The organism is Nocardioides coralli (assembly GCF_019880385.1).
Classification (GTDB): domain Bacteria; phylum Actinomycetota; class Actinomycetes; order Propionibacteriales; family Nocardioidaceae; genus Nocardioides; species Nocardioides coralli.
Window position 1 is genome coordinate 234,795 of the sequence record NZ_CP082273.1, and the last position, 24,908, is coordinate 259,702.

General features: G+C 72.0%; 26 protein-coding genes. 13 read left to right on the plus strand and 13 right to left on the minus strand.

All coding sequences use genetic code 11. The features are described from left to right. The first annotated feature begins 15 nt into the window (after positions 1-15). Positions 16-1,290 carry an MFS transporter gene (locus K6T13_RS01165; RefSeq protein ID WP_222896168.1) on the plus strand — a complete coding sequence of 425 codons (1,275 nt, stop codon included), beginning with the start codon at positions 16-18 and terminating at the stop codon, positions 1,288-1,290. Here the strand turns inward: K6T13_RS01165 and K6T13_RS01170 are convergent. Both K6T13_RS01170 and K6T13_RS01175 read right to left on the minus strand, forming a co-directional pair. Next, positions 1,260-2,639 (minus strand): MFS transporter, encoded by a 1,380-nt coding sequence (locus K6T13_RS01170; protein WP_249424016.1) that lies wholly within the window; start codon positions 2,637-2,639, stop codon positions 1,260-1,262. The two genes, K6T13_RS01165 and K6T13_RS01170, sit on opposite strands and share 31 nt — an antisense overlap. A 73-nt stretch (positions 2,640-2,712) precedes the next feature. Next, positions 2,713-3,111 (minus strand): low affinity iron permease family protein, encoded by a 399-nt coding sequence (locus tag K6T13_RS01175; RefSeq protein WP_222896170.1) that lies wholly within the window; start codon positions 3,109-3,111, stop codon positions 2,713-2,715. A gap of 74 nt (positions 3,112-3,185) precedes the next feature. Between K6T13_RS01175 and sp36 the strand changes: the two genes are divergently transcribed. From sp36 to K6T13_RS01200, 5 genes are all read left to right on the plus strand, one after another. Then, positions 3,186-3,341, plus strand: coding sequence for a Sp36 family protein (gene sp36 / locus K6T13_RS01180; RefSeq protein WP_222896171.1), 156 nt, complete (start codon positions 3,186-3,188; stop codon positions 3,339-3,341). 3 nt (positions 3,342-3,344) lie between these two features. Then, entirely contained in the window at positions 3,345-3,809 is a 465-nt protein-coding gene (locus K6T13_RS01185) for a RidA family protein (protein WP_222896172.1), read from the plus strand. Positions 3,810-3,818: 9 nt separating this feature from the next. Continuing rightward, positions 3,819-4,664, plus strand: coding sequence for an NUDIX hydrolase (locus K6T13_RS01190; RefSeq protein ID WP_222896173.1), 846 nt, complete (start codon positions 3,819-3,821; stop codon positions 4,662-4,664). Continuing rightward, a complete protein-coding gene (locus K6T13_RS01195) occupies positions 4,661-5,464 on the plus strand; it encodes an MBL fold metallo-hydrolase (protein WP_222896174.1) in 804 nt (267 codons plus the stop codon). The genes K6T13_RS01190 and K6T13_RS01195 overlap by 4 nt, the downstream gene beginning before the upstream one ends. A gap of 126 nt (positions 5,465-5,590) precedes the next feature. Continuing rightward, the gene (locus K6T13_RS01200; protein ID WP_222896175.1) at positions 5,591-7,279 is read left to right on the plus strand and encodes a BCCT family transporter; all 1,689 of its coding nucleotides are present in this window, start codon (positions 5,591-5,593) and stop codon (positions 7,277-7,279) included. A gap of 69 nt (positions 7,280-7,348) precedes the next feature. On the opposite strand, the gene K6T13_RS01205 is transcribed toward K6T13_RS01200, so the two are convergent. Further along, the gene (locus K6T13_RS01205; RefSeq protein ID WP_222896176.1) at positions 7,349-8,026 is read right to left on the minus strand and encodes a Crp/Fnr family transcriptional regulator; all 678 of its coding nucleotides are present in this window, start codon (positions 8,024-8,026) and stop codon (positions 7,349-7,351) included. 126 nt (positions 8,027-8,152) lie between these two features. Between K6T13_RS01205 and nth the strand changes: the two genes are divergently transcribed. The 4 genes from nth to K6T13_RS01225 are packed head-to-tail and all read left to right on the plus strand — an operon-like array spanning position 8,153 to position 11,350. Beyond that, positions 8,153-8,881 (plus strand): endonuclease III, encoded by a 729-nt coding sequence (gene nth, locus K6T13_RS01210; protein WP_222896177.1) that lies wholly within the window; start codon positions 8,153-8,155, stop codon positions 8,879-8,881. Then, on the plus strand, positions 8,878-9,486 hold the full coding sequence (locus K6T13_RS01215) for a TlpA family protein disulfide reductase (protein WP_222896178.1): 609 nt from the start codon (positions 8,878-8,880) through the stop codon (positions 9,484-9,486). Before nth ends, K6T13_RS01215 begins: the two co-directional genes overlap by 4 nt. After that, entirely contained in the window at positions 9,483-10,178 is a 696-nt protein-coding gene (locus tag K6T13_RS01220) for an NUDIX hydrolase (protein ID WP_249423881.1), read from the plus strand. The genes K6T13_RS01215 and K6T13_RS01220 overlap by 4 nt, the downstream gene beginning before the upstream one ends. Next, positions 10,175-11,350 (plus strand): MarP family serine protease, encoded by a 1,176-nt coding sequence (locus K6T13_RS01225; RefSeq protein WP_222896179.1) that lies wholly within the window; start codon positions 10,175-10,177, stop codon positions 11,348-11,350. The genes K6T13_RS01220 and K6T13_RS01225 overlap by 4 nt, the downstream gene beginning before the upstream one ends. A 19-nt stretch (positions 11,351-11,369) precedes the next feature. Here K6T13_RS01225 and K6T13_RS01230 read toward each other — a convergent pair whose 3' ends face one another. Continuing rightward, entirely contained in the window at positions 11,370-11,774 is a 405-nt protein-coding gene (locus tag K6T13_RS01230) for a phage holin family protein (protein ID WP_222896180.1), read from the minus strand. A gap of 152 nt (positions 11,775-11,926) precedes the next feature. Between K6T13_RS01230 and nhaA the strand changes: the two genes are divergently transcribed. After that, on the plus strand, positions 11,927-13,384 hold the full coding sequence (gene nhaA, locus K6T13_RS01235; protein ID WP_222896181.1) for a Na+/H+ antiporter NhaA: 1,458 nt from the start codon (positions 11,927-11,929) through the stop codon (positions 13,382-13,384). Here the strand turns inward: nhaA and acs are convergent. The 3 genes from acs to K6T13_RS01250 all read right to left on the minus strand — a co-directional run bounded on the left by acs (position 13,381) and on the right by K6T13_RS01250 (position 17,457). Beyond that, positions 13,381-15,381 carry an acetate--CoA ligase gene (acs, locus tag K6T13_RS01240; protein WP_222896182.1) on the minus strand — a complete coding sequence of 667 codons (2,001 nt, stop codon included), beginning with the start codon at positions 15,379-15,381 and terminating at the stop codon, positions 13,381-13,383. The genes nhaA and acs overlap by 4 nt on opposite strands. Before the next feature lie 118 nt (positions 15,382-15,499). Further along, the gene (locus tag K6T13_RS01245) at positions 15,500-17,182 is read right to left on the minus strand and encodes a sodium:solute symporter family protein (protein WP_222896183.1); all 1,683 of its coding nucleotides are present in this window, start codon (positions 17,180-17,182) and stop codon (positions 15,500-15,502) included. Further along, complete coding sequence (locus tag K6T13_RS01250) at positions 17,179-17,457, minus strand: DUF4212 domain-containing protein (protein WP_222896184.1); 279 nt, start codon at positions 17,455-17,457, stop codon at positions 17,179-17,181. The genes K6T13_RS01245 and K6T13_RS01250 overlap by 4 nt, the downstream gene beginning before the upstream one ends. A gap of 276 nt (positions 17,458-17,733) precedes the next feature. Here K6T13_RS01250 and K6T13_RS01255 point away from each other — a divergent pair, with 276 nt between their 5' ends. Beyond that, complete coding sequence (locus K6T13_RS01255; protein ID WP_222896220.1) at positions 17,734-18,171, plus strand: hypothetical protein; 438 nt, start codon at positions 17,734-17,736, stop codon at positions 18,169-18,171. Here K6T13_RS01255 and K6T13_RS01260 read toward each other — a convergent pair. From K6T13_RS01260 to K6T13_RS01280, 5 genes are all read right to left on the minus strand, one after another. Further along, the gene (locus K6T13_RS01260) at positions 18,146-19,702 is read right to left on the minus strand and encodes a sodium/solute symporter (protein WP_222896232.1); all 1,557 of its coding nucleotides are present in this window, start codon (positions 19,700-19,702) and stop codon (positions 18,146-18,148) included. The genes K6T13_RS01255 and K6T13_RS01260 overlap by 26 nt on opposite strands. Beyond that, positions 19,699-20,079 (minus strand): hypothetical protein, encoded by a 381-nt coding sequence (locus tag K6T13_RS01265; protein WP_222896233.1) that lies wholly within the window; start codon positions 20,077-20,079, stop codon positions 19,699-19,701. Before K6T13_RS01265 ends, K6T13_RS01260 begins: the two co-directional genes overlap by 4 nt. Then, the gene (locus tag K6T13_RS01270; protein ID WP_222896234.1) at positions 20,076-20,804 is read right to left on the minus strand and encodes a LytR/AlgR family response regulator transcription factor; all 729 of its coding nucleotides are present in this window, start codon (positions 20,802-20,804) and stop codon (positions 20,076-20,078) included. The genes K6T13_RS01265 and K6T13_RS01270 overlap by 4 nt, the downstream gene beginning before the upstream one ends. Continuing rightward, positions 20,801-21,919 carry a sensor histidine kinase gene (locus K6T13_RS01275; protein ID WP_222896235.1) on the minus strand — a complete coding sequence of 373 codons (1,119 nt, stop codon included), beginning with the start codon at positions 21,917-21,919 and terminating at the stop codon, positions 20,801-20,803. The genes K6T13_RS01270 and K6T13_RS01275 overlap by 4 nt, the downstream gene beginning before the upstream one ends. Positions 21,920-22,124: 205 nt before the next feature. Further along, positions 22,125-23,006, minus strand: a complete 882-nt coding sequence (locus tag K6T13_RS01280; RefSeq protein WP_222896236.1) for a class I SAM-dependent methyltransferase — start codon at positions 23,004-23,006, stop codon at positions 22,125-22,127. A 54-nt stretch (positions 23,007-23,060) separates the two neighbouring features. On the opposite strand from K6T13_RS01280, the gene K6T13_RS01285 reads away from it, so the two are divergent. Next, the gene (locus tag K6T13_RS01285) at positions 23,061-23,774 is read left to right on the plus strand and encodes a Fic family protein (RefSeq protein WP_222896237.1); all 714 of its coding nucleotides are present in this window, start codon (positions 23,061-23,063) and stop codon (positions 23,772-23,774) included. A gap of 259 nt (positions 23,775-24,033) precedes the next feature. On the opposite strand, the gene K6T13_RS01290 is transcribed toward K6T13_RS01285, so the two are convergent. Beyond that, entirely contained in the window at positions 24,034-24,831 is a 798-nt protein-coding gene (locus K6T13_RS01290; protein WP_222896238.1) for an HAD family hydrolase, read from the minus strand. Positions 24,832-24,908: the final 77 nt, after the last annotated feature.

Here is a 24,908-nt window from a genome sequence, read left to right on the forward strand (position 1 = left end):
ACCTAGCCTCCTCCGGTGAGGATCGAGGGGCTGTTCGCCGACACGCGCCCGCTCCGCAACGACCACTTCCGGCGGCTCTGGGTCGCCAACATCATCACCGTCATCGGCGCCCAGCTGACGGTGGTCGCCGTCCCGGCCCAGATCTACTCGATCACCGGGTCCTCGGCGTACGTCGGCCTCACCGGTGTGTTCGGGCTCGTGCCGCTCGTCGTCTTCGGGCTCTGGGGTGGCGCGCTGGCCGATGCCTTCGACCGCCGCACGATGCTCGTGGTCACCACCGTGGGCCTCATCGTGACGAGCGCCGGGTTCTGGCTGCAGGCGGCGCTGGGGCTCGACAACGTCTGGCTGCTCCTGGGGCTCTTCTCGGTGCAGCAGGCCTTCTTCGCGGTCAACCAGCCCACCCGGTCCGCCGTGCTGCCCCGGCTGCTGCCCGACCACCTGCTGCCGGCCGCCAACTCGCTCAACATGACCGTCTTCATGGCCGGTGGCATCGCGGGCCCGCTCGTGGGCGGTGCGCTGATCCCGGTCATCGGGTTCTCCTGGCTCTACCTGGCCGACACCATCACCCTGCTCGCGACCCTGGGGGCCGTCGTGCGGCTGCCCCGGCTGCCGATCGAGGGGGCGATCACCGCACCCGGGCTGCGCGCCGTGGTCGACGGCTTCCGCTACCTGCGCGGGCAGCCGGTGCTGATGATGTCGTTCGTCGTCGACCTCATCGCGATGGTCTTCGGGATGCCGCGGGCGCTCTTCCCCGAGCTGGCGGACCTCAGCTTCGGCGGCCCGTCGGAGGGTGGCCTCGCCTTCGCGCTGCTCTTCGCCGCCATCCCCGCCGGGGCGGTGGTCGGCGGTGTCTTCTCCGGCTGGGTGTCACGCGTCGAGCGGCACGGCCTCGCGGTGATCGTGTGCATCCTGGTCTGGGGCTTCGCCGTGGTCGGCTTCGGCGTCGCCGCCATGCTCGCCCCCCTTGCCCCGACACCGCTGCTGGTCGTCGCGGTGCTGATGCTCGCCCTCGGTGGCGCCGCCGACATGGCCTCGGCCGCCTTCCGTACGGCGATGCTGCAGTCGGCCGCCACCGACGCCGTCCGCGGCCGGCTCCAGGGCATCTTCATCGTCGTGGTCGCCGGCGGCCCGCGGGTCGCGGACGTGACCCACGGCGCGGCCGCGGCGGTGACCGGTGCTGCTGTGGCGGCCGCCGGGGGCGGCGTGCTGGTCGTGGTCGGGACGATCGTCGCCGCCCTGGCCGTGCCCGGCTTCGTGCGCTACCGGGTGACCCGCTCCGTCACGGCCTGACCGGTCGGCGTCCGGCTGGCCGCCACGACCGCCGCCAGCGCCGCCACCACCGCGATCCCGAAGACGGCGAGGAACGGGTCCCGCCCGGTGCTCTCCGCCCACGCGAAACCGATCCCGCAGCAGGCCAGCGCCAGGGCGGCTCCCAGCGAGTCCGCGATCGACAGCGCCGAGGAGTTGAAGCCACGGTCGGACTCGGTCGAGTGGCCGAGCATCGCCGGGCCGGTCCGGGTGAAACCGAACCCCATCCCTGCCCCGGCCAGGACGAAGGCGGCCCCGGCCAGCAGTGCGGAGCCATCGAGCCGCACGACCAGCCACAGCGAGAGGGCCGCCGCCAGCAGTGTCGAGCTGCCGATGAGCATCGCGCGCTCGTGGCTGACCTGGTCCACGACCCGGGCCTGCACCTGGCTCATGGTCGCCCACACGACGCCCACGACGGTCAGCGCGAGCCCGGCCTGGGCCGCGCTGAGGCCCCACCTCTCCTGCAGCACCAGGACGATGTAGGCCTGTCCGCAGAAGAACGCCGCGCTCATGGCGCCCCGGGTGCCGATCACCGACGGGAGGCCGCGAGCGACGCGCAGCGTCCCGCCGGGGACCAGCGGCCGCACCGCGAGCACGACCACCAGCCCGGCCGCGGCCGCGAGGACGGCGGCGTCCCGTGAGCCCAGCAGCTCCACGGCGAGGACGGCGACCGCCGCGAGGGAGGCCCAGCCGAGGCGGGATCGCGGCGTGGCCCGGTCGTGGTCCGGCGTACGCCGCAGCGACGGGACCACGGGGGCGAGCATCAGTGCCGCGAGCGCGACCAGGCCGACGATGCCCAGGAACACCCAGCGCCACCCGAACGCGGCGGCCACGAAGGCCGCGACGGGCGGTCCGAACAGGGAGGGCAGGACCCACGCGGCCGCGAAGGTGGCGAACACCGAGGGCTGCAGCCGCGGCGGGAAGACCGCACCCACCACGACGTAGAGGCTGACGATGAGGGCCCCCGTCCCGAGCCCCTGCACCACCCGGCCCGCGACCAGCACACCCATCGACGGCGCCAGGCCCGCCGCCAGCACGCCGGCGGTGAAGAGCAGCAGCGAGGTCACCAGCGACCCGGCCGGTCCGTGCCGGTCGCTCCACGTGCCCGCCGCGACCATGCCCACCACCCCGCTCGCCAGGGGAGCGGCGAAGGCCAGGGCGTAGAGGGACGCGCCGTCGAGCTCCCGGCTGATGGTCGGCATCACCGTGGTGACGGCCATCGTCTCGAAGGCGTTGAAGGCGATCAGGGCGAAGATGGCGACGGTCGTCGAGAGGTACGCCGGGGCGAGGATGCCGCTGCGGATGCCGCGCGCCGGCGCTGGATCGGTCATGGTCACCTCGCGAACGCTAGGACCTCAACGGTGCTTGAGCTCAAGTCGGGACGGGCGGTCGGTCAGTGCACCGTCAGTGGCGCTCCTCCAGCCCGACCGCCTCGCGGAGGCGCTGCACCGACTCGTGGAGGTCGTCGTCGTCGCGGGCCCGCGACTCCATGAGGTCCGACAGGGCCTCCGCGATCACGTTGAGCTTCTCCTGCTGAGCCTCGTTGGCGCGCCGCCCGGCGTTCTCCAGCAGCACCAGCAGCAGGAGTGACAGCAGGGCCGTCCCGGTGTGGAGCGCGAGCTCCCACTTCGTGATGCTCGGCCACAAGGGGAAGCTGAGGACCCACACGGTCAGCAGCGCGAGGATGAAGACGAAGAACGGTGCCCGGCTGACCTGCCCGTTGACGGCCTCGACGAAGGACTCGAAACGACCGCGCCGCGAGCGACCCTCACGGCTCTGCGCGGCGTCAGTGCGATCACTCATGTCGGAAGTCTGCCCGAGGGGGGTGCACGAGCCGGGGTGCCGCCGCGCGTCGCCTCCGGGCTAGGGTCCCCACCATGACCAAGTGGGAGTACCAGGTGGCGCCGATTCCGCTCCACAACGAGGCACTGATGCTCAACAACTTCGGCCAGGACGGCTGGGAGCTGGTGACCATCACGAGCAACGCGCAGGGCGGGCTCATCGCCTTCCTCAAGCGCCCCACGGAGGGCTGAGCCATGGCCCATCCCGAGGAGAAGCTGGCCGAGCTCGGGCTCAGCGTGCCCGAGGTGGCCGCGCCCGTGGCCGCCTACGTCCCGGCCGTACGGTCCGGCAACCACGTCTACACCTCCGGCCAGCTGCCGATGCGGCAGGGGGAGCTGATGATGACCGGCAAGGTCGGTGGCGACGTCAGCCCGGAGGAGGCCGTCGAGTGCGCCCAGCAGTGCGGGCTCAACGCCATCGCCGCGGTCAAGGCGCAGGTGGGTGATCTCGCTGCGGTGGAGCGCGTCGTCAAGGTCGTGTGCTTCGTGGCGTCGACGCCCGACTTCACCGGACAGCCGCAGGTCGCCAACGGCGTCTCCGAGCTGCTGGGTGAGGTCTTCGGCGAGGCCGGCGTCCACGCCCGGTCGGCCGTGGGGGTCCCCGTGCTCCCGCTCGACGCCCCGGTCGAGGTCGAGCTCGTCGTCGAGGTCCGGGACTGAGTGGAACGGATGCCGCTGCCGCCGCACCTGGTCGAGCAGGCCAGGGCGTACGCCGACGGGTCGGCCACCCCGGCCGAGCCCCGGGACGCGGCGACCGTGGTGCTGCTGCGCGACGGTACTGACCCGGCGACGGGGCCGGAGGTCTACCTGCTCCGCCGCCAGACCTCCATGGCCTTCGCCGGCGGCATGTGCGTCTTCCCCGGCGGAGGCGTGGACCCGCGCGACTTCGACCACGCCGTCGCCTGGGCCGGCCCGTCGCCAGCCGAGTGGGCCGCGCGGCTCGCCGTCGAGGAGCCGATGGCCCGCGCGCTCGTGTGTGCTGCGGTCCGTGAGACCTTCGAGGAGTCCGGGGTCCTGCTCGCGGGCGATCGCGACGCCGTGGTGGCCGACACGACCGGGGCCGACTGGGAGGACGACCGCGCCGCCCTCGAGGCGCGCGAGCTGTCTCTCACCGACTTCCTGGACCGGCGCGGACTGGTGCTCCGCAGCGACCTCCTCGGCACCTGGGCCGGCTGGCTGACACCGGTCTTCGAGCCGAAGCGCTACCGCACGTGGTTCTTCGTGGCCCGACTCCCGGAGGGACAGGTGACGCGCGACGTGTCGCGGGAGTCCGACGCCGTCGCCTGGCGGCCCGCGCTCTCCGCGGTCGCGGCCGCCGATGCGGGCGACATCTTGATGCTGCCGCCGACGTACCTCACCTGCCTCGAGGTCGGTCAGCACGCGGACGCCGATGCCGTCCTGGCCGCGTCGGCAGGGCGCGACGTCGACATGTTCACCCCCGAGGTGGTCCCCGACGCGGACGGCTTCGTGCTCTCCATCCCGCCCCGCTACGAGTCGCTGGTCAGCGGTCGATGAGCTGGTCCGGTGGCAGCGTCGGCGCTCGCGGGCGCTGCGTCCTCGCGCCCAACGCCTCGCCGATGACGCTGGACGGCACCAACACCTGGGTGCTCCGCGAGCCGGGGGCCTCGCGCTCGGTGGTGGTCGACCCGGGACCCGCCGACCCCGGGCACCTCGACGCCGTCCGCGAGGCGGCCGGCGACGTCGCGGTGGTGCTCCTGACCCACCACCACCTCGACCACTCCGAGGCCGCCGCCGAGTTCGCACGCTCGGTCGGGTGCGGCGTCCGCGCCCTCGACCCGGCGCACCGGCTCGGGTCGGAGGGGCTCGAAGAGGGTGACGTGGTCGCCGTGGACGGGCTCGAGGTCCACGTCGTCGCCACTCCCGGCCACACTGCCGACTCGCTGTCGTTCGTGCTCCCGGCCGAGGGCACCGTGCTCACCGGTGACACCGTCCTCGGACGGGGTACCACGGTGGTGGCCCACCCCGACGGGCAGCTCGGTGCCTACCTCGACTCGCTCGACCGGCTCTACGCCCTCGCCGAGACCCACGACCTCGGCACGATCTGGCCGGGCCACGGTCCCGTCGTCGACGACGCGCTCGCGGTGCTCGACCACTACATCAGCCACCGCCAGGAGCGTCTCGCCCAGGTCGAGGCCGCGGTCGCGCAGCTCCGGGCGGGCGGGATCGCCGATGCCGCGGCCCTGCCCCGCCAGGTCGTGGAGATCGTGTACGCCGACGTCGACCCGGTCCTCTGGGGTGCCGCCGAGCTCTCGGTGCGGGCACAGCTCGACCACCTGCGCGGGGGCGAGCGGTAACAGCCCGGTCACGGTCAGGTAACAGGTGGCGCGCCCCCAGCGCCTGCCGGCTCAGCCCGGACATGCGCTCCGCTCCGGACTGCCCTACTGTCGAAAGACAGTCACTCACGGAGCGGAGGAAGCATCATGTCCGAGGTCCGAGAAAGCAGGTCGGCACGACCACCCGGGGAGGCGTCGTCAGGCCTGCTGGGGCGGATGCGGTCACCACGGGTCTTCGTCCCCGCGGCGGGACTGATGGTCGCCTTCGTGCTGGTGGCGGCCATCTTCCCGAAGGGGCTCGAGGAGATGCTGGTGAGCGCCAACACCACGGTCGTGCAGGACCTCGGCTGGTGGTACGTCCTCATCGTCACCGGCTTCGTCGCCTTCTCGCTCTGGATCGCGCTGTCGTCGACCGGTGAGATCGTGCTGGGCAAGGACGACGAGGACCCCGAGTTCGGGCTCAAGTCCTGGTTCGCCATGCTGTTCGCGGCGGGCATGGGCATCGGCCTGGTGTTCTGGGGCGTCGCGGAGCCGCTCAACCACTACAACGCCCCGCCGCCCGGCGCCGAGGCCGCGACGGACTCCGCGGACGCCGGCCGGGTCGCGCTCGACACCACGTTCCTGCACTGGGGCCTGCACGCCTGGGCGATCTACGTCGTCGTGGGCCTCGCGGTCGCCTACGCCGTGCACCGCAAGGGACGCCCGATCTCGCTGCGCTACGCCCTCGAGCCGCTCTTCGGCAAGCGGGTCCTCGGGTTCTGGGGCGACGTCATCGACATCGTCGCGATCGTCGGCACCCTCTTCGGCGTCGCCACCTCGCTGGGTCTGGGTGTCACCCAGATCGGCGCGGGCCTCTCGTTCCTCGGGGTCGTCGAGGAAGCCGGCAACGCGCTGCTGGTGATCCTCATCGTCGCCATCACGGCCGTGGCGCTCGCCTCGGTGGTCAGCGGCATCGACAAGGGCATCCGGCTGCTCTCCAACATCAACATGGTGATGGCCCTGGGCCTGATGGCGTTCGTGCTGGTGCTGGGCCCGACGGTGTTCCTGCTGAGCGAGTTCGTGACCCAGATCGGGTCCTACCTGCAGAACTTCCTGCGGCTGTCCTTCGACGTCAAGCCCTTCGAGGGGTCCGACGGGAGCGCCTGGCTGTCCGGCTGGACCACGTACTACTGGGGCTGGTGGATGAGCTGGGCGCCGTTCGTCGGCATCTTCATCGCCCGCATCTCGCGCGGGCGGACGGTGCGCGAGTTCGTGCTCGGCGTGATGCTGGTCCCGACCCTGGTGACGTTCCTGTGGTTCTCGGTGCTCGGTGGCGCCGCGATCCACCGCGAGCTGTTCGGCAACGGCGGGCTGATCGACGCCGAGGAGGGGGTCAGCACCAACACCGCCCTCTTCGAGCTGCTCGACGGCTTCCCGGCCACCGGGCTGCTCGCCGTCATCGCCATCGTGCTCATCGTCATCTTCTTCGTCACCAGCTCCGACTCGGGATCGTTCGTGGTGACGATGCTGGCCGAGGGCGGCGACCTGGACCCGCCGGTGTGGAGCCGCACGTTCTGGGCTTCCATCGAGGGCCTGGTGGCGATCGTGCTGCTGCTCGCAGGCGGCCTGGCCGCCCTGCAGACGATGGCGATCCTGGTCGCCGCCCCGTTCAGCATCATCATGGTGCTGATGGTGGTGGCCACCGCGAAGGCGCTGACGGCCGAGAGCCGCGAGCGCCAGCGCCGTCGCCGGCTCTGGATGGCCCGCGAGGTCGCCGCCGAGCTTGAGTCGAACGGCCACGGCGACCCGGGCACCACCGCGGGTGGCTCCAGCAAGGAGCCCGTCGGGAGCCCCTGACGCCCACGACGACGACGCCGCCGGCCCCGAGGGGTCGGCGGCGTCGTGCTGTCGGCGGTGAGGTGGCCCTCAGCGGGCCCGGCGCGTGAGCCGCTCGACGTCCATCAGCACGACGGAACGAGGCTCGAGGCGCAGCCAGCCGCGCGAGGCGAAGTCGGCCAGCGCCTTGTTGACGGTCTCCCGGGAGGCCCCGACGAGCTGCGCGAGCTCCTCCTGCGTGAGGTCGTGGTGGACGTGGACGCCGTCGTCGGCCGTGCGACCGAAGCGGTCGGCCAGGTCGAGCAGGGCCTTGGCGACACGACCCGGTACGTCGGAGAAGACCAGGTCGGCGTTGACGTCGTTGGCCTTGCGCAGCCGGCTGGCGATCTGGGAGAGCAGACCGCGGGCGACCACCGGGCGGCCCTCGAGCCAGCGCAGCAGGTCGTCGTGGGACAGGGAGGCGAACGCCACGTCCGTCACGGCGGTCACGGTGGCGGAGCGTGGGCCGGGGTCGAAGAGCGAGAGCTCGCCGAACATCTGCCCCGGACCCAGGACGGCCAGCAGGTTCTCGCGGCCGTCGCTGGAGGTGCGACCGAGCTTCACCTTGCCGTCGAGGACGATGTAGAGCTTGTCGCCGGAGTCGCCCTCGTGGAAGAGCACCTCACCGCGCCGCAGCCGGCTCTCGGTCATCGACGTACGCAGCGCGGTGGCGGCCTCGTCGTCGAGGGCGCTGAACAGCGGGGCCTGACGGAGTACGTCGTTGTCCACGGGTCCTCCCCATCGGTTGTCCGGGCCGGTCGACCTCGGGTCGGGCCGATCCTATCCAGTGGCGCAGGTCACAGCGCCACTCGACCGGGCCTGCAGGCGTGGGTGACCACGCATAGGCTTGCCGCCATGGCGACCCAGACCCCGGATCCGGCCGCGAACCCGGCCGGCCGGACCTCGCTGGTCAGGCGCGCCCGCAAGATCGATCGCGTCCTCGCCGCAACCTACCCCGACGCGCGGTGCGAGCTCGACTTCGACGACCCCTTCCAGCTCCTGGTGGTCACGGTGCTCAGCGCCCAGACGACCGACCGGCGGGTCAACGCCGTGCGGCCGGTGCTGTTCGGCGCCTACCCGACCCCCGCGGCGATGGCGGCCGCACCCCGCGACCACCTCGAGCAGATCGTCGGGCCGCTCGGCTTCTTCCGGCAGAAGACCGAGACGCTGCTCAAGCTCTCGGCCGACCTGGTCGAGCGCTTCGACGGACAGGTGCCGCCACGCCTCACCGACCTGGTGACGCTGCCCGGGGTGGGTCGCAAGACCGCCAACGTCGTTCTCGGCAACGCCTTCGACGTCCCCGGCATCACCGTCGACACCCACTTCGGACGTCTCGTACGCCGGCTGGGCTGGACCGAGGAGACCGACCCGGTCAAGGTCGAGCACGCGGTCGGCGCGCTGTTCCCCCGGCGTGACTGGACGATGCTGAGCCACCACCTGATCTGGCACGGGCGGCGTCGCTGCCACGCCAAGAAGCCGGCGTGCGGCGCGTGCCCGGTCGCCCGCTGGTGCCCGTCCTACGGCGCGGGGCCGGTCGACCCTGCCGCGGCGCTGGCCCTGGTCCGGACCGAGGGCCCCGCATGAGCCGACTTCCCGCGGCGCTGGCCGTGGCCGTGCTGGTCCTGACTGGCTGCTCCGCCGAGCCGCAGACCCCACCGCCCGGAGAGGCACGGATCGCCGTCGACACCCCCCAGCTGCGCGAGCTGAAGGCCGAGGCGGGCGTGGCCGACTGCGAGCCGGGCGACGCCGACCCGGTCGAGGGTGGGCTCCCGGCCGTGACGTTGCCGTGCCTGGGGGGTGGTCCGGCCGTGGACCTGAGCCGGCTGCGCGGACCGATGGTGGTCAACCTCTGGCAGTCGACGTGCCAGCCGTGCCGCGAGGAGATGCCGATCCTGCAACGGTTCCACGAGCAGCACGGCGACCGGGTGTCGGTCCTCGGCATCGACTACCAGGACGTGCAGGCCGTCGCGGCGATGGAGCTCGTCCTGGAGACCGGCGTGACCTACCCCCTGCTGGCCGACCCCCAGAGCACCCTCGACGGCGCCGACCCCTTCCCGCCCTTGCGGGGCATGCCGTTCCTCGCCCTGGTCGACGCCGACGGCACGGTCGTCCACCGCCAGTTCATCGCGCTCCGGTCGGAGCGGCAGCTGCTGGACCTCGTCGACGAACATCTCGGGATCGCGCTGTGAGGCCCGAGTGGTTGCGGCCGATCGAGGAGGGTGCCGGCTCCATCTCGGTGCACGACCTGACCGCGTTCCTGCCCCCCGAGGACTCCGACCCCCGGCGCGGCGCGGTGCTGATGCTCTTCGGGGAGGCCGACCACGGACCCGACCTGCTGCTGATCGAGCGTGCCCACCACATGCGCAGCCATCCCGGCCAGATCGCGTTCCCCGGCGGCAGCATCGACCCGGGTGAGACCGCCCGCGAGGCCGCCCTCCGGGAGGCGTGGGAGGAGACCGGGCTCGACCCGGACGGCGTCGACGTCTTCGCCGAGCTGCCCGAGCTGTGGCTGCCGCCGAGCAACTTCGCCGTGACGCCGCTGCTCGCCTGGTGGGAGGTCGAGAGCCCGGTCGGCGTGGTCGACCCCGACGAGGTGCACGCCGTCTACCGGGTACCCATCCGCGACCTCGTCGGCCCCGACCACCGGGTCCAGGTCCGCCACCCCTCGGGCTGGGTCGGGCCCGGCTACCTCATCGGCGAGCGACGCGACCTCGTGCTGTGGGGGTTCACCGCCGGGATCATCGCCCGGCTGCTCGACTACGTCGGCATGGCCGAGGAGGTGACGGACCCGCCGATGCGTGAGCTGCCGACCCACATGCTGCAAGGTGGACCCACCCGCACCGACGCGGCGCCCCCTTCCCGGGACGGAGACCGACCGTGAACTTCCTCGACTGGCTGCTGGTCGTGCTCGTGCTGGCCTACGCCCTGTCCGGGTACTGGCAGGGCTTCATCACGGGCGCCTTCGCGACCGCCGGCCTGCTGCTGGGTGGGTTGTTCGGTGTCTGGCTCGCGCCCTTCGCCCTGGGCGATGCCGACCCCTCGCTGCTGGTCTCGCTCGGTGCGCTGTTCATCGTCATCCTCTGCGCCTCCCTCGGCCAGGCGGTGATGCAGTTCACCGGCGCCCGGATCCGCGACCGCATCACGTGGCAACCGGTGCGGGCGCTCGACGCCGTGGGCGGGGCCGCGCTGAGCGCCGCCGCGGTGCTGATCATCGCCTGGGCCCTCGGCGTGGCGGTCTCCGGTGCCGCCCTGCCCGGGATCTCGCGGCAGGTGAGCAGCTCGACGGTGCTGGCCAAGGTCGACCGGGTCCTGCCCGCGCGTGCCAGCGACGCCCTCAGTGCCTTCAACGACGTGGTCGGGCGCAGCTTCTTCCCGCGCTACCTCGAGCCCTTCGCGCCGGAACGGATCGTCCCGGTCGGGCCCGGGCCCAAGCGGCTGCTGAGCGACCCCGACGTCGAGGACGCTGCCGCCTCCGTCGTCAAGATCACCGGCACCAACCGCTGTGGCCGCGGGGTCGAGGGGACCGGCTTCGTCTACGCCGACGGGCGGGTGATGACCAACGCCCACGTCGTCGCGGGCGTCCGGGACCCCGAGGTGGAGATCGGGGGCGACACCATCAGCGGCGAGGTGGTCCACTACGACCCCGACACCGACGCCGCGGTGCTCGCGGTGGACACCGCCGGCACCCCCACCCTGGCCTTCGACGACAGGGCCGCGTCCGGTGACGGGGTGGCGATCCTCGGCTACCCCCAGGACGGGCCCTACGACGTGCAGGCGGGCCGGATCCGGGCCGAGCAGCGGCTCCGGTCCCCCGACATCTACGGGGACGGAAGCGTGGTCCGCGAGGTCTACTCGCTGCGCGGGCTGGTCCGGCCCGGCAACTCCGGCGGGCCCATCGTCTCCTCGGCCGGCGACGTCGTCGGGGTCGTCTTCGCTGCCTCGGTCCAGGACAAGGACACCGGCTACGCCCTCACGGCCGAGCAGGTCGCCAGGAACGCCGCTGCCGGGGTGTCCCGCAGCAACGAGGTCTCGACCGGCGACTGCGCCGGCTGACCGGCTCAGGCGGGCTCGACTACGCCTGTCCCTTGAGGGCCTTCGGGATCTCGCGCCCCTGCTCGATGGCCTTCTCCGGACCGCGGACCTGCTTGACCTTGCGCACGCCCACCATCACCAGGACCCCGGCGAGCAGCACGTAGAAGCCCGTCACGATGAGGAAGGCCCAGTGGAGGGACAGGCCGCTGCCGTTCCAGTGGATCAGGTAGGCGATGGCCACCGACAGCATGATGACGGCGAGCACGCCGAGGAACGCGGCACCGGCGAAGAGGCCGACGCCGATGCCGCCTGCCTTGACGCTGACCTTGAGCTCGGACTTCGCGAGCTCGATCTCCTTCGAGATCAGGCCGGAGATGTCGCGACTGGCATCAGCGACCAGCCGACCGATGGTCGGGTCGGTCTCGCTGACCGGTTCGGGCGCCATGGGTGTGGATCCTCCGTGCTCGACTGCTCTCGGGTCCGACCCTACCGTCCCGCTAGGATGGCGCTCGGTGAGCCGGGAAGTCTGGTCGGCCCGCCGGGGTGCTTGCCACCGGCGGAGGAGTGAGCACGTTCGACGACGCCGAAAGGGCGCCCATGACCGACTCCCGCAATGACGAGGGCCCCCGGTCCAGCGAGATCTGGCGACTGGGACCCGTCTACACCGAGAGCGACCGGCCACTGGCGCGCTACGTCGCGCGGCCGGTGCGGGAGTTCCTGCGGATCGAGACCGCGGGGTCGGTGCTGCTGCTGGCCGCAGCGCTGATCGCGCTGGTGTGGGCCAACTCGCCGCTCGCCGAGAGCTACGACGCCTTCTGGCACGCCCACATCAAGCTCGACCTCGGGGTGCTGACCCTCGACGAGTCGCTGCAGCACTGGGTCAACGACGCCCTGATGGTGATCTTCTTCTTCGTCGTCGGGCTCGAGATCAAGTACGAGATGGTCCACGGAGACCTGCGCGACCCGCGCACCGCCGCGCTGCCGATCGTGGCCGCCATCGGTGGCATGGTGGTGCCGGCTGCCATCTACTTCGTCATCGTCGGCGGCGGCGACGGGGTGTCGGGCTGGGGGATCCCCATGGCGACCGACATCGCCTTCGCCGTCGGCGTCCTCGGGCTGCTCGGCCGGCGCATCCCCTCGGCCGCGCGGTTGTTCCTGCTGACGCTGGCGATCGTGGACGACATCGGCGCGATCATCGTCATCGCCGCCTTCTACACCGAGGACCTCAACCTGACCTGGCTCGCGGTCGCCGTGGGGCTGCTCGGCGTGATGGTCGTGATGCGGCTGCTGCGGATCTGGGCGATCTGGGCCTACACGATCCTGGGGCTGATGGTGTGGCTCGCGACCCTCGAGTCCGGGGTGCACGCCACGCTCGCCGGCGTGGCCATCGGCCTGCTCACCCCGGCCGTGGCCCTGCTCGACGAGGACGTGGCCCGCGGCTACGCCCAGCGGGCGCTGGCCGACCGCCACCTCGACGCCGACGAGGTCCACCGGATGCGCTTCCTCCTCGACGAGTCGGTCTCCGTCGTCGAGCGGCTCCAGACGCGGTTGCACCCGGTGTCGTCCTACGTCGTGCTGCCGCTCTTCGCCCTCGCCAACGCCGGCGTCGCCCTGGGCGGCGGGGTGCTGGGCGAGGCCCTCGAGTCGGCCGTGGCCCTGGGAGTCTCCGCGGGTCTGGTGATCGGCAAGCCGGTGGGCATCCTCCTGGCCGCCTTCCTCGCGGTCAGGTTCGGGCTCGGTCGGCTGCCGCAGCACACCACCTGGCGGATGGTCGCCGGGCTCGGTGCGGTGGCGGGCATCGGCTTCACCGTCAGCCTGTTCATCGCCCAGCTGTCCTTCCCCGGCAACGAGCTGCTCACCGGCGAGGCGAAGGTGGGCATCCTCGGCGGGTCGCTGCTGGCCGCCGTGCTCGGCGTGGTGCTGCTGATGTCCGGGGGCGAGGTTCCTGACGAGGAGCTCCCCGACGAGGAGCACGCGGACGAGCCGCACGCCGAGCCGGGCAGGGCCGAGGGGTCGGAGGTCATCGCCCCCGCCCCGCGGACCCACGAGAGCTAGTCCTCGTCGGAGGAGCCCGCGTCCTCCTTCTTCTTGATCAGGTCCATGACCGTCGAGTCGGCGAGCGTCGTGACGTCGCCGACCTCGCGGTGCTCGGCCACGTCCTTGAGCAGCCGCCGCATGATCTTGCCGGAGCGGGTCTTGGGCAGCTCCGGGACGATCATGATCTGGCGCGGCTTGGCGATCGCCCCGATCTCCTTGGCCACGTGGTCGCGCAGCTCCTTGATGAGGTCGTCGGGGGCTGCGCCCTCGTCGTCGGTCGCCGACTCGCGCAGGATCACGAAGGCGCAGACCGCCTGACCGGTCGTGTCGTCGGCAGCACCGACCACGGCCGCCTCGGCGACCTTGGCGTGGGAGACCAGCGCCGACTCGATCTCGGTGGTCGAGAGCCGGTGGCCCGACACGTTCATGACGTCGTCGACCCGGCCGAGCAGCCAGATGTCCCCGTCCTCGTCCTTCTTGGCGCCGTCGCCGGCGAAGTAGAAGCCCTTGTCGGCGTAGCGGGACCAGTAGGTCTCCTTGAAACGCTCGTCGTCGCCCCACAGCGTCCGCAGCATGGCCGGCCACGGCCGCTGCAGCACGAGGTAGCCGCCGGAGCCGTTGGGCACCGACTCGCCGTGGTCGTCGACGACGTCGGCGGCGACGCCGGGGAGGGCCTTCATCGCCGAGCCCGGCTTGCCGTGGGTCACTCCAGGCAGCGGCGAGATCATGATCTGGCCGGTCTCCGTCTGCCACCAGGTGTCGACCACCGGGACCTTGCCCGCGCCGATCGTCTCGCGGTACCAGATGTAGGCCTCGGGGTTGATCGGTTCGCCCACGGACCCGAGCACGCGGATCGAGGACAGGTCGAACTTCGCGGGGACGTCGTCACCCCACTTCATGAAGGTCCGGATGGCCGTCGGTGCGGTGTAGAAGATCGTGACGCCGTACTTCTCGACGATCTCCCACCAGCGGCCCTTGTGGGGTGAGTCCGGTGTGCCCTCGTACATCACCTGCGTCGCGCCGTTGGCGAGCGGTCCGTAGACGAGGTAGGAGTGACCGGTCACCCAGCCGACGTCGGCGGTGCACCAGTAGACGTCGGTCTCGGGCTTGAGGTCGAAGACCGCCCAGTGGGTCCACGACGTGCCGACCAGGTAGCCCCCCGTCGTGTGGAGGATGCCCTTCGGCTTGCCGGTGGTCCCGGAGGTGTACATGACGTAGAGCGGGTGCTCGGCGTCGTGGAGCTCTGCCTCGTGCCCGCTGTCCTGCTGGTCCACCGCCTCGTGCCACCAGACGTCGCGGTCCTCGTTCCAGTCGACGTCCTGACCGGTGCGACGCACGACCAGCACCGTCTCGACCTGCTGGCCCTGGTCGGCGGCCTTGGCAACGGCCTCGTCGACGGCCGGCTTCAGTGCCGACGGAGCGCCACGGCGGTAGCCGCCGTCGGCGGTGATGACGACCGAGGCACCGCAGTCGACCACCCGGCTCGCGAGCGCATCGGCGGAGAAGCCGCCGAACACCACGGTGTGGGGGGCGCCGAGCCGCGCACACGCCAGCATCGCGATGGCGGTCTCGGGGAGCATCGGCATGTAGATCGCGACGCGGTCCCCCTTGCGGACGCCGAGCTCGGTGAGGGCGTTGGCCGCACGGCACACCTCGTCGCGGAGCTGGGCGTAGGTGAGGTCGCGGGTGTCGTCCTCGGGCTCACCGACCCAGTGGATGGCCACCCGGTCGCCGTGGCCGGCGTCGACGTGGCGGTCGACGCAGTTGACCGCGGCGTTGAGCGTGCCGCCGACGAACCACTTGGCGAACGGGGGGTCGTCCCAGTCCAGGACACGCTCCCACTTCTGGCCCCAGTCGAGGCGCTCGGCCTGCTCGGCCCAGAAGCCCTCGGGGTCGGCGTCGGCCCGCTCGTAGGCCTCCTCGGTGACGTTGGCGGCGTCGGCCAGCTCGGCGGGCGGCTCGAAGCGGCGCTCCTCGTGCATCAGGTTGGACAGGGCGGCTGAGCTGTCGTTCATTCACTCTCTCCTGGGTCGTCGAGCACGGGTCGCGCCACCGGCCACACTAGGCCGGAACGCCGTCGGCGGCGAGGCCCCCCGAACCCCGCCGCCGACACCACCGGTGTGGTGGTCGGTCCTACAGCTCGCCCTCGGCGTGCTTGGCCACCAGCTGGGTCCGCCCGGGGTAACGGATCTCCTCCACCAGCTCCTGCATCACCTCGGACGGCTTCGTCGAGAACTGGGAGACCACGATGGTCACGGCGAAGTTGATCAGCATGCCGATCGCACCGAACCCGGTCTCGGCGATCCCGAAGATGCCGTCGGAGTTCCCGTAGATGTCGATCGTCCAGAGCATGTAGGCCATCGTCGTGATCAGGCCGACCGCCATGCCCGCGGTGGCTCCGGCCGCGGTGCAGTTCTTCCAGAAGATGCCGAGCACCAGCACCGGGAAGAAGCTGGCACACGCCAGCCCGAAGGCCAGGGCGACCACCTGGGCGACGAATCCCGGAGGGTTGATGCCGAGGTAGCCCGCGACCACGATGGCGCCGGCCATCGCGATCCGGCCCACCATCAGCTGCCGGGCCTCGGTGGCCTGCGGGTTGATCTTCTTGTAGTAGACGTCGTTGGCCACCGACGAGGAGATCACCAGCAGCAGACCCGACGCCGTCGAGAGTGCTGCCGCCAGGCCGCCGGCCGCGACGAGCCCGACGATCGGTGCGGGCAGGCCGCCGATCTCGGGGGAGGCCAGCACGATGATGTCGTTGTTGATCGCGACGTCGGTGTAGCGCAGCGTCGCGTCGGCGGCGAGGTCGGAGATCGGGCTCCCGTCGGCCTGCGTGATCAGGCCGACGTCGGCCCAGGTGTTGAACCAGCGGGGCACCGCGCTGAGCGCCGTCCCGTCGAGGTCCTTGATGATCTGCAGCTTGCTGAACGCCGCGACCGACGGTGCGGTCGTGTAGAGCAGCGCGATGAAGAACAGCGCCCACAGGGCCGAGAAGCGCGCTGCACGCACGCTCTTGGCGGTGTAGAAGCGCACGATGACGTGCGGCAGGCCCGCGGTGCCGAACATCAGCGAGGCCGTGATCAGCACCATGTTGAGCATGTTGATGTCGGCGAACGCCGAGGTGTACTCCGAGAGGCCGAGGTCGGCCTGCAGGGCGTTCAGCTCGTCGAGGATCTGACCGAACCCGATCTGCGGCATCGCGACGCCCGTCACCTTCGCCGAGACCGCGAACGCCGGGATCAGGTAGGCCACGATCAGCACGGAGTACTGCGCAACCTGGGTCCAGGTGATGCCCTTCATGCCGCCCAGCACGGCGTAGAAGAAGACGATCGCCATGCCGATGATGACGCCCAGGGTGGTGTCGACGCCCAGGAACCGCTGGAACACCACGCCGACGCCGGCCATCTGCCCGGCGACGTAGACGAAGGAGACGACGATCGCGCTGATCACCGCGATCAGTCGCGCCGACTCGGAGTACCGGTCGCCCACGAAGTCGGGGATCGTGTACTTGCCGAACTTGCGCAGGTAAGGCGCCAGCAGCAGCGCGAGCAGCACGTACCCGCCGGTCCAGCCCATCAGGAAGACGCTGCCGCCGTAGCCGTTGAAGGACAGCCCCACGATGCCGGCCAGGGAGATGAACGACGCGGCACTCATCCAGTCGGCAGCGATCGCGGCGCCGTTGGCCGGGGCCGGGATGCCGCCGCCGGCGATGTAGAAGCCGGAGGTGTCCTTCACCCGGCTGGCGTAGGCGATGTAGATGTAGAGGCTGAAGGAGAGGACGACGAAGACGAGGGTCCAGGTCTGGATCTGGCTCATGAGTGGTGGACCTCCTGCTCGTACTCGTCGATGCCGAACTCCTTGTCGAGCGCGTCCATCCGCCACACGTAGACGGCGATGAGGATGACGAAGGTGATGATCGAGCCCTGCTGGGCGAACCAGAAGCCCAGCGGGAAGCCGAGGAAGCTGATGTTGTTGAGCGCCTCGACGAACAGGATCCCGGCGCCGAAGGAGACCAGCGCCCAGATCGCGAGCAGTGCGGCCATGAGCCGCAGGTTCCGGCGCCAGTACTCCTGGCGCGCCTTCTGATCCATGACAGTCCTCCTGGTCGTCCGGGCTGGTCCTGCGCCGAGGACAGCAACCACGACGGGCCGGGTCAAGGCTTCGACGTGACCTCCGTCACCCTGTGCGCCGAGTGGCACCCACGGGGCGACAGGCGGCGACCCGGCGGGCCGCTCCGGCGCTGCACATGCGTCCTCAGCGTCCGGTCGACCGTTCGTCGTGCCGATGACACCGTTCGTCGTACGCCGGCCGGCGTCGGCCCCGCGCCGGGGGGCGACGCGGCCGTCACCGCTGCGTAGCATCGCCGCATGGCAGACCGCAGCGGACCGGGGACGCGCCCGGGGACGGCCCCGACCTCGCGCGCCACGGGCCGGCAGCCGCGGCCGGGTCGCCGCCAGCTCCTGGGGGGCGTCGCCATGGTGGCGCTGGGCTCCTTCATGCCGTGGCTGGACACCGCGGTGGGGACGGTCTCGGGGGTGCGCGGTGCCGGGCTCTGGACGTTCTACGCCGCGATGCTGGGCCTCGCCGGTGCCCTCGTGCCCTCCCGGAGGCTCGCGATCGCCCAGGGCTCGCTGCTCGCCCTGGTCGCTGTGGCGCTGCCGGTGTGGCAGGTCGTGCACGTGCTCGGCCTCGTCGGGACCGCTGGCTGGATGCCCGGCCCCGGGCTGGTGCTCGTGTTCGGCGGCGGCGTCGTCGCCGCGGTGGCCGTCCGGAAGATGGTCACCCACCAGCCGGTGAGTCGCTGAGCTGACCCCGCTCGAGCGGGACCTGCTCGGGGGTGTGGAGCCGCACCATGAACCGGTGCACGTCGACCGGGACGCGGGCCCGGGTGGCCACCGAGACCAGCCACATCGTGACGAACGCGGCCGGCACGCTCCACGCCGCCGGCTGCTGCAGCAGCACGGACCCCCACCGGTCGCCCGGTGGGGTCGAGAGGTTCCACAGCACCGCGGCTCCCGACCCTCCGGCCCCGACCAGCAGCCCGGCGATCGCGCCCGCCGTGGTGAGGCCGCGCCACCAGATCCCGAGGACCAGCAGCGGGCAGAACGTCGAGGCCGCGACCGCGAACGCCAGGCCCACTGCCCGCGCCACCCCCACCCCGGGGACGAGCAGCGCCAGGAGGCACGGCACGGCGATCGCGATCACACAGCCGGCACGGAAGGCCGCCACCCCGCTGAGCCGGCGAGCGCCGACCGGGCGGCCGGTCACGTCCTGGCCCAGGACACCGGCCACCGCGATCGCCAGTCCTGAGGAGGTGGAAAGGAAGGCCGCGAACGCGCCGGCGGTCACCAGTGCCGTCAACAGGTCCCCCGCCAGACCGGGGATCATGATCCGGGGCAGCTCGAGCACCAGCACGTCGCTGCGTCCCTCGCGGACCAGGGCATCGGCGTACACCCGTCCCAGCGCGCCGTACGCCGGGGGCAGCAGGTAGAAGAGGCCGAGCAACGTCAGCACCACGAGGGTCGTGCGTCGGGCGGCACGGCCGTCGGGGTTGGTGTAGAAGCGGACGACCACGTGGGGCAGCCCCATGGTGCCGAGGAACGTCGCGACGATCAGCGAGCACGTGAGGTAGAGGCCCTGGCCGTCGCCGCCGGCCAGGGGCAGCGCCCAGGCCGTGGGGTCCGGGCCGGCTCCCGTGGCGTCGACCGGGTGGGGGGCGCCGTCGCCCAGCCAGACGATGAGCAGCGCCAGGAGCGGCAGCAGCAGGGCGGTCAGCTTGAGCCAGTACTGGAAGGCCTGCACGAAGGTGATGCTGCGCATGCCGCCGGCGAGCACGTTGACCAGCACGACCGCCGGGACCACCACCTCGCCGAACCAGCGCGGTGCGCCGATGGTGGCCTGCAGGGTGATCCCGGCCCCCTGGAACTGGGGCAGCAGGTAGAGCCAGCCGATCAGCACCACGATGACCGAGCACAGTGCGCGCACCCGGCGCGACTGCAGCCGAGCCTCGGCGAAGTCCGAGAGCGTGTAGGCGCCGGAGCGACGCAGCGGCGCGGCCACGAGCACCAGCAGCACGAGGTAGCCCGCGGTCCAGCCGACGGGGTACCACATCATCTCGGTGCCGCGGACCAGCACGAGTCCGGCGATGCCGAGGAAGGAGGCCGCCGAGAGGTACTCGCCGCCGATGGCGGAGGCGTTCAGGCGTGGGCGGACGGTGCGCGAGGCGACCATGAAGTCGCTCGTGGTGCGGGAGAACCGCAGTCCCCAGGTGCCGATCGCGAGCGTCGCCACGGTGACGACGACGACGGCGACGACCCCGGGGAGCGCCTCGTTCACCGCGGCTCCGTCGTCTCGACCAGGTCGACGAAGTCGTCCTCGTTGCGCTCGGCGGCCCGGACGTAGGACCAGCCGATCAGCACCAGGAAGGGGTAGACGGCGAACCCCAGCACCCACCAGGGCAGCGGGACCCCGAACCAGCGGACCTCCCCGAGCCCGGGAGCCAGCCAGAACAGCACCGGCAGCGCCGCGACCAGGCCCAGCGCGAGCAGGGAGAGGGCGGCGAGCCGCAGCTGCTCGCGCACCAACGAGCTGAGGTAGATCTCGCCCAGCCGGGTCTCGGCGTCGATGTGGTCGCGTCGCGGTGCGGGAACCCGCGACGTGGGGCGCCGCGTCGGCCCCGTGACCCGGACCCGCGCCGGCGGCCGCTCGCTCACGACCGGCTCCGTCGGCTGAGGACCTCGCGCAGGTGGGGCGTGTGGCGCCGACTGACCTGGAGCACGGCGCCACCGATGACCACCGAGCAGCGACTGCCGTCGAACCGCACCTCGTCGACGTGGGGGAGGGCGACCAGCAGCGAACGGTGGACCCGGACGAAGCCTGCGTCCGCCCACTCCTCCTCCAGCGCCGTCAGCGGGGTACGCAGCAGGTGGGAGTCGGTGGCGGTGTGCAGCCGGGCGTAGTCGCCCTGCGCCTCGACGTACCGGATCTCCGAGCGCGCCACGAACCGGGTCACGCCGGCACGCTCGACCGGGATCTGCTCGTCGCCCCCCGGCATGCTCCGCGAGGTCGCCTCGATGACGCGGCGCACGGCCTCCGCGAGCCGCTCCTCGCGGACCGGCTTGAGCACGTAGTCGACCGCCTGGAGGTCGAAGGCCTCGACCGCGTGCTCCTCGTGGGCGGTCACGAACACCACCGGGGGCGGGTTGCGGAAGCGCGCCAGCACCTGTGCCAGGTCGAGGCCGGAGAGGCCCGGCATCTGGATGTCGAGGAAGACGACGTCGACCTCGCGCTCGTGCAGGGTGCGGAGCGCGTCGGCCGCGGAGTCCTCCGCCAGGATCTCGCCGACACGGGGGTCCTGCCCCAGCAGGAAGATCAGCTCGTCGAGGGCGGGCCGCTCGTCGTCGATGACGAGGGCGGTCAGCCGGGGGCTCACGGTCACGGATGCACCCCCGGGGCGAACTTGGGCACCCGCACCGTGACCTTGGTCCCGGCGCCGGGGGCGGTCTCGACCACGAGGCCGTAGTCGTCGCTGAAGGCGTTGCGCAGCCGGGCGTCGACGTTGCCCAGCCCGACGCTGTCGAGGTCGGCGTCACCGGCGAGCGCGCGGCGCACGCGCTCGGGGTCCTCGCCCACGCCGTCGTCCTCCACCTCGATGACGCACTCGCGGTCCAGGTCGCGGGCCACGATCCGCAGGTGACCGGCCTCCTGGCCCTTCAGGCCGTGGCGCACGGCGTTCTCCACCAGCGGCTGGACGCACAGGAACGGCACGGCGACCGGCAGCACCTCCGGGGCGATGCGCAGCGTCACCTCGAGCCGGTCGCCGAAGCGGGCCTGCTCGAGCAGCAGGTAGCGCTCGATGGAACGCAGCTCCTCGGCCAGGGTGGTGAACTCGCCGTGGCTGCGGAAGGAGTAGCGGGTGAAGTCCGCGAACTCGAGCAGCAGCATCCGCGCCCGGTCGGGATCGGTGCGCACGAAGCTCGCGATGGCGCTCAGGGAGTTGTAGATGAAGTGCGGGCTGATCTGCGCGCGCAGCGCCCGCACCTCCGCTTCCATGAGCCTCGTGCGCGACACGTCGAGCTGGGCGAGCTCCAGCTGGCCGCTCACCCAGCGCGCCACCTCGTCGGTCGCGCGGACCAGCGCTCCGCTCTGGGCCGAGGTCGCGACGGCCAGGGTCCCCACGATCACGTCCTCGACCACCAGCGGCCCCACCACCGCGTGGCGCATCGGGCACCCGGGGTCGGCACAGGACCCGAGGTGTCCCACGGTCACCTCGCCGTTCTCCACCGCCCGGTGGACCAGGGCGGTCACGTGCTCCTGGTGGTGCTGCCCGATGCCGTCCCACGCCAGCACCACCGCGGTGTCGGTCAGCGCAGCCGCCGGCGTACCGAGGAGCGTGCGGAGGTGGCGGATGCTGCGCTCGGCGCTGCCGGCCGTCAGCCCCTCGCGGAGTGCGGGGGAGGCGAGCGAGGCCGTGTGGAGCGCGCGGTAGGTCGCGCGGTCGGCCTCGGTCCCGAGTCGGCCGCGTCGGCGGAGGCGGGCCCAGCCGCGCGTCATGGGCGCAGGGTACGCGGAAGGTCGACCCGTGCGACGTCGGTCATCACGCTGCTCCGGCGCGGTCGGGGGATGCGCTCGACCGGCGGCTGGGCGCGAGCACCACGAGGACGAGGTAGGTCGCCGGGAACCCCCACACGGGACGCACGGCCACCCCCTCCGCGACGTGTCGCCGTACGCTCGCACCGTAGCCCGGCGGGGCGGGCGGTCAGCGGAAGTCGATGAGGAGCATGTCGGTGTCGGTCCCGTCGCTGGGTCCGCTGGGCCCCGCAGGCGGGTCGGTGGGAGGGTCCGTCGGCGGATGGTCGTCGCCCTCGTCGGCGGTGTCGTCCTCCTGGCCGGGGCGCTCGACGACCACGGCGCGGAAGCACTCGCAGGTGTAGGGGAGGCGCATCCCGTCCATGCCCCGGCCGTAGTCGTCGTAGAGGTCGAGGACCTCGGCGAGCTTGGCCTCGCGGGCGTCGTCGTCGAGGGTGGCGACATAGCTGCGGGAGGCGGCGAGGTCGACGATCGACTCGCGGTTGACGTCCTGCCAGAACGTGAAGGTGTGCTCGTCGACGAAGCCGAACAGCTCGGACCGGACCAGCGCCGCGGTGGCGTCCTGGACGCGGTGGTGCAGGTCGGCGTTGGCGAGGAGCCGGCCCAGCTTGCGCACCCACGGGATCCGCTCGTCGCGCAGGTTCCACGCGAGGGCGAGGGCGCCACCGGGTCGCAGCACACGGGCGATCTCGGGCAGGGCACGCTCGTGGTCGAACCAGTGGAAGGCCTGCGCCGCCACCACCACGTCGACCGACCGGTCGGGCAGCGGGATCTCCTCGGCTCCCGACTCGCTGGTCGGGATGTCGGGCAGCCGTCGCCGCAGCACCCCGAGCATCTCCGCGTCGGGCTCGGAGGCGTGGACGTCGTGGCCCAGGGCGACCAGCTGTCGGGTGAGCTTTCCCGTGCCGGCGCCGAGCTCGAGGACGGTGGCAGCCTCCCTGCCGACCAGCCACGAAGCGGCCTCCGTGGGGAACGACGGGCGGCCGCGGTCGTAGGCCTCGGCCACCGGTCCGAAGGAGCTGGCGAGGCGCTGCCGTACGTCGTCGTCCATCCCCGGCAGGCTACCGGCTGGCCGCCGCGCGGCCGCGACTAACCTGAGCGCGCCATGACCCACGAGCTGCTGACCCGCCTCCACGCCCTGGAGGGGGTCCCCTCCGCCCTCGCCTCGGCGCGTGACGGCATCGACGCCGTGCTCCGCGACCGGGGCCTGCGCCGCACGGACCCCGCAGCGACGGCGGAGTCGCTGCTGCGCGGCGCCCACGCCAGCGCCGTGCTCGAGGGCTCGGCCTCCTCGCTGGACGAGGTGCGCGAGGGGGAGGCGGATGAGGTCGCCGCGGCGGCTGTGCGGCTCTCCACCCAGCTGCTCTCACTGGCGCCCGTGCTGCAGCGCTCACCGCTGCAGGCGCTGGCCCGCATGCACACCGTGGTCGCCGCGGGGGCCGTGCCCCAGGACCGGTTGGGACGGCCCCGAGACGCAGCGGCCTCGGAGCTGCTGCGCACCGTGGCGACGATGGTGACCGCGGACGCACCGGCGTTGCTGGTGGCTGCGGTGATCCACGGCGAGCTGGTCTCGGCGGAGCCCTTCGCCTCCCACAACGGGCTGGTGGCCCGGGCGGCCGAACGGCTGGTGCTGGTGGCGCGGGGGGTCGACGAGAAGTCGCTCGTGGTCCCGGAGGCGGGCCACCTCGCCCTGCGGCCGGCGTACGAGGGAAGTGCCCGGGTGCTGCGCGAGGGAGGCCAGGCGGCTGTCCACCGGTGGCTCCTGTACGCCGCCGAGGCCTACGCCGCCGCGGCGGAGGCCAGCCCGCTCCGGGACTGAGCCGGTCGCGGACATGCGAGCGGCACCCGACTCGAGATGACTCGGGTGCCGCCGCTGACACGTGAGACCTCGGCTACCAGGCGTGCATCTCGATTTGCTGCCCCGGGCATTTCCCGGCCGACAGGCGCCCTGTAGGAAGGGTGGATCGCCGCGTGGGTACCTGGCTCACGTGCGGGTCTGTGGAGTTGTCCTGATCCCTTCCTACGCCTGCGACCGCGACAACTCAAGACTTGACATCGCGGCGTCCTCCGCCCTCCGCTCAGCCCGCCGGGCGCCGCTTGCGGGCCTGGCTCCAGAGCAGCCCGCCGACGGCCACCGCACCGCCCACCGCCAGCGCCGCGAGGGTGGTCCCGGCGGGTGGCAGCGGCACCCGTGAGCGCAGCGTGACCGGCCGGTCGAAGACCAGCACCGGCCACTCGTTGCCCGTGGCGACACGACGCAGGTCCTTGTCGGGGTTGACCGCGTGCGGGTGGCCGACGGCCTCCAGCATCGGCAGGTCCGTGATCGAGTCGCTGTAGGCGTAGCTCTCCGCGAGGTCGTAGCCGAGGACGTCGGCGAGCTCCTGGATGGCCCGCGCCTTCTCCTCGGCGTAGGCGTAGTACTCGATCTCCCCGGTGTAGCGCCCCTCCGCGATCTCCATCCGCGTCGCGATGATCCGGTCGGCACCGAGCATCTCCCCGATGGGACCCACCACCTCGGTCCCGGACGTCGAGACGATGATGATGTCGCGGCCCGCCAGCCGGTGCTCCTCGATCAACCCGACCGCCTCGTCGTAGACGAGTGGGTCGACCACGTTGTGGAGGGTGTCGGCCACGATCTCGCGCACCGTCGCGACGTCCCAGCCCGCACACAGCTGCGACATGAACGCCCGCATCTTCTCCATCTGGTCGTGGTCTGCCCCGCCGACGAGGTAGACGAACTGGGCGTAGGCCGAGCGCAGCACCGCTCGCCTCGAGATCAGGCCACCGGCCTGGAACGGCTTGCTGAAGGCGAGCGTGCTCGACTTGGCGATGATCGTCTTGTCCAGGTCGAAGAAGGCCGCGGTCGGGCGGGTCACCGCTCCATCGTAGGTGGCCCACGGTGGCCGGCGGACGGACCACGCGAGGTTCACAGCGCCGCGTCGGCGTTCACTGT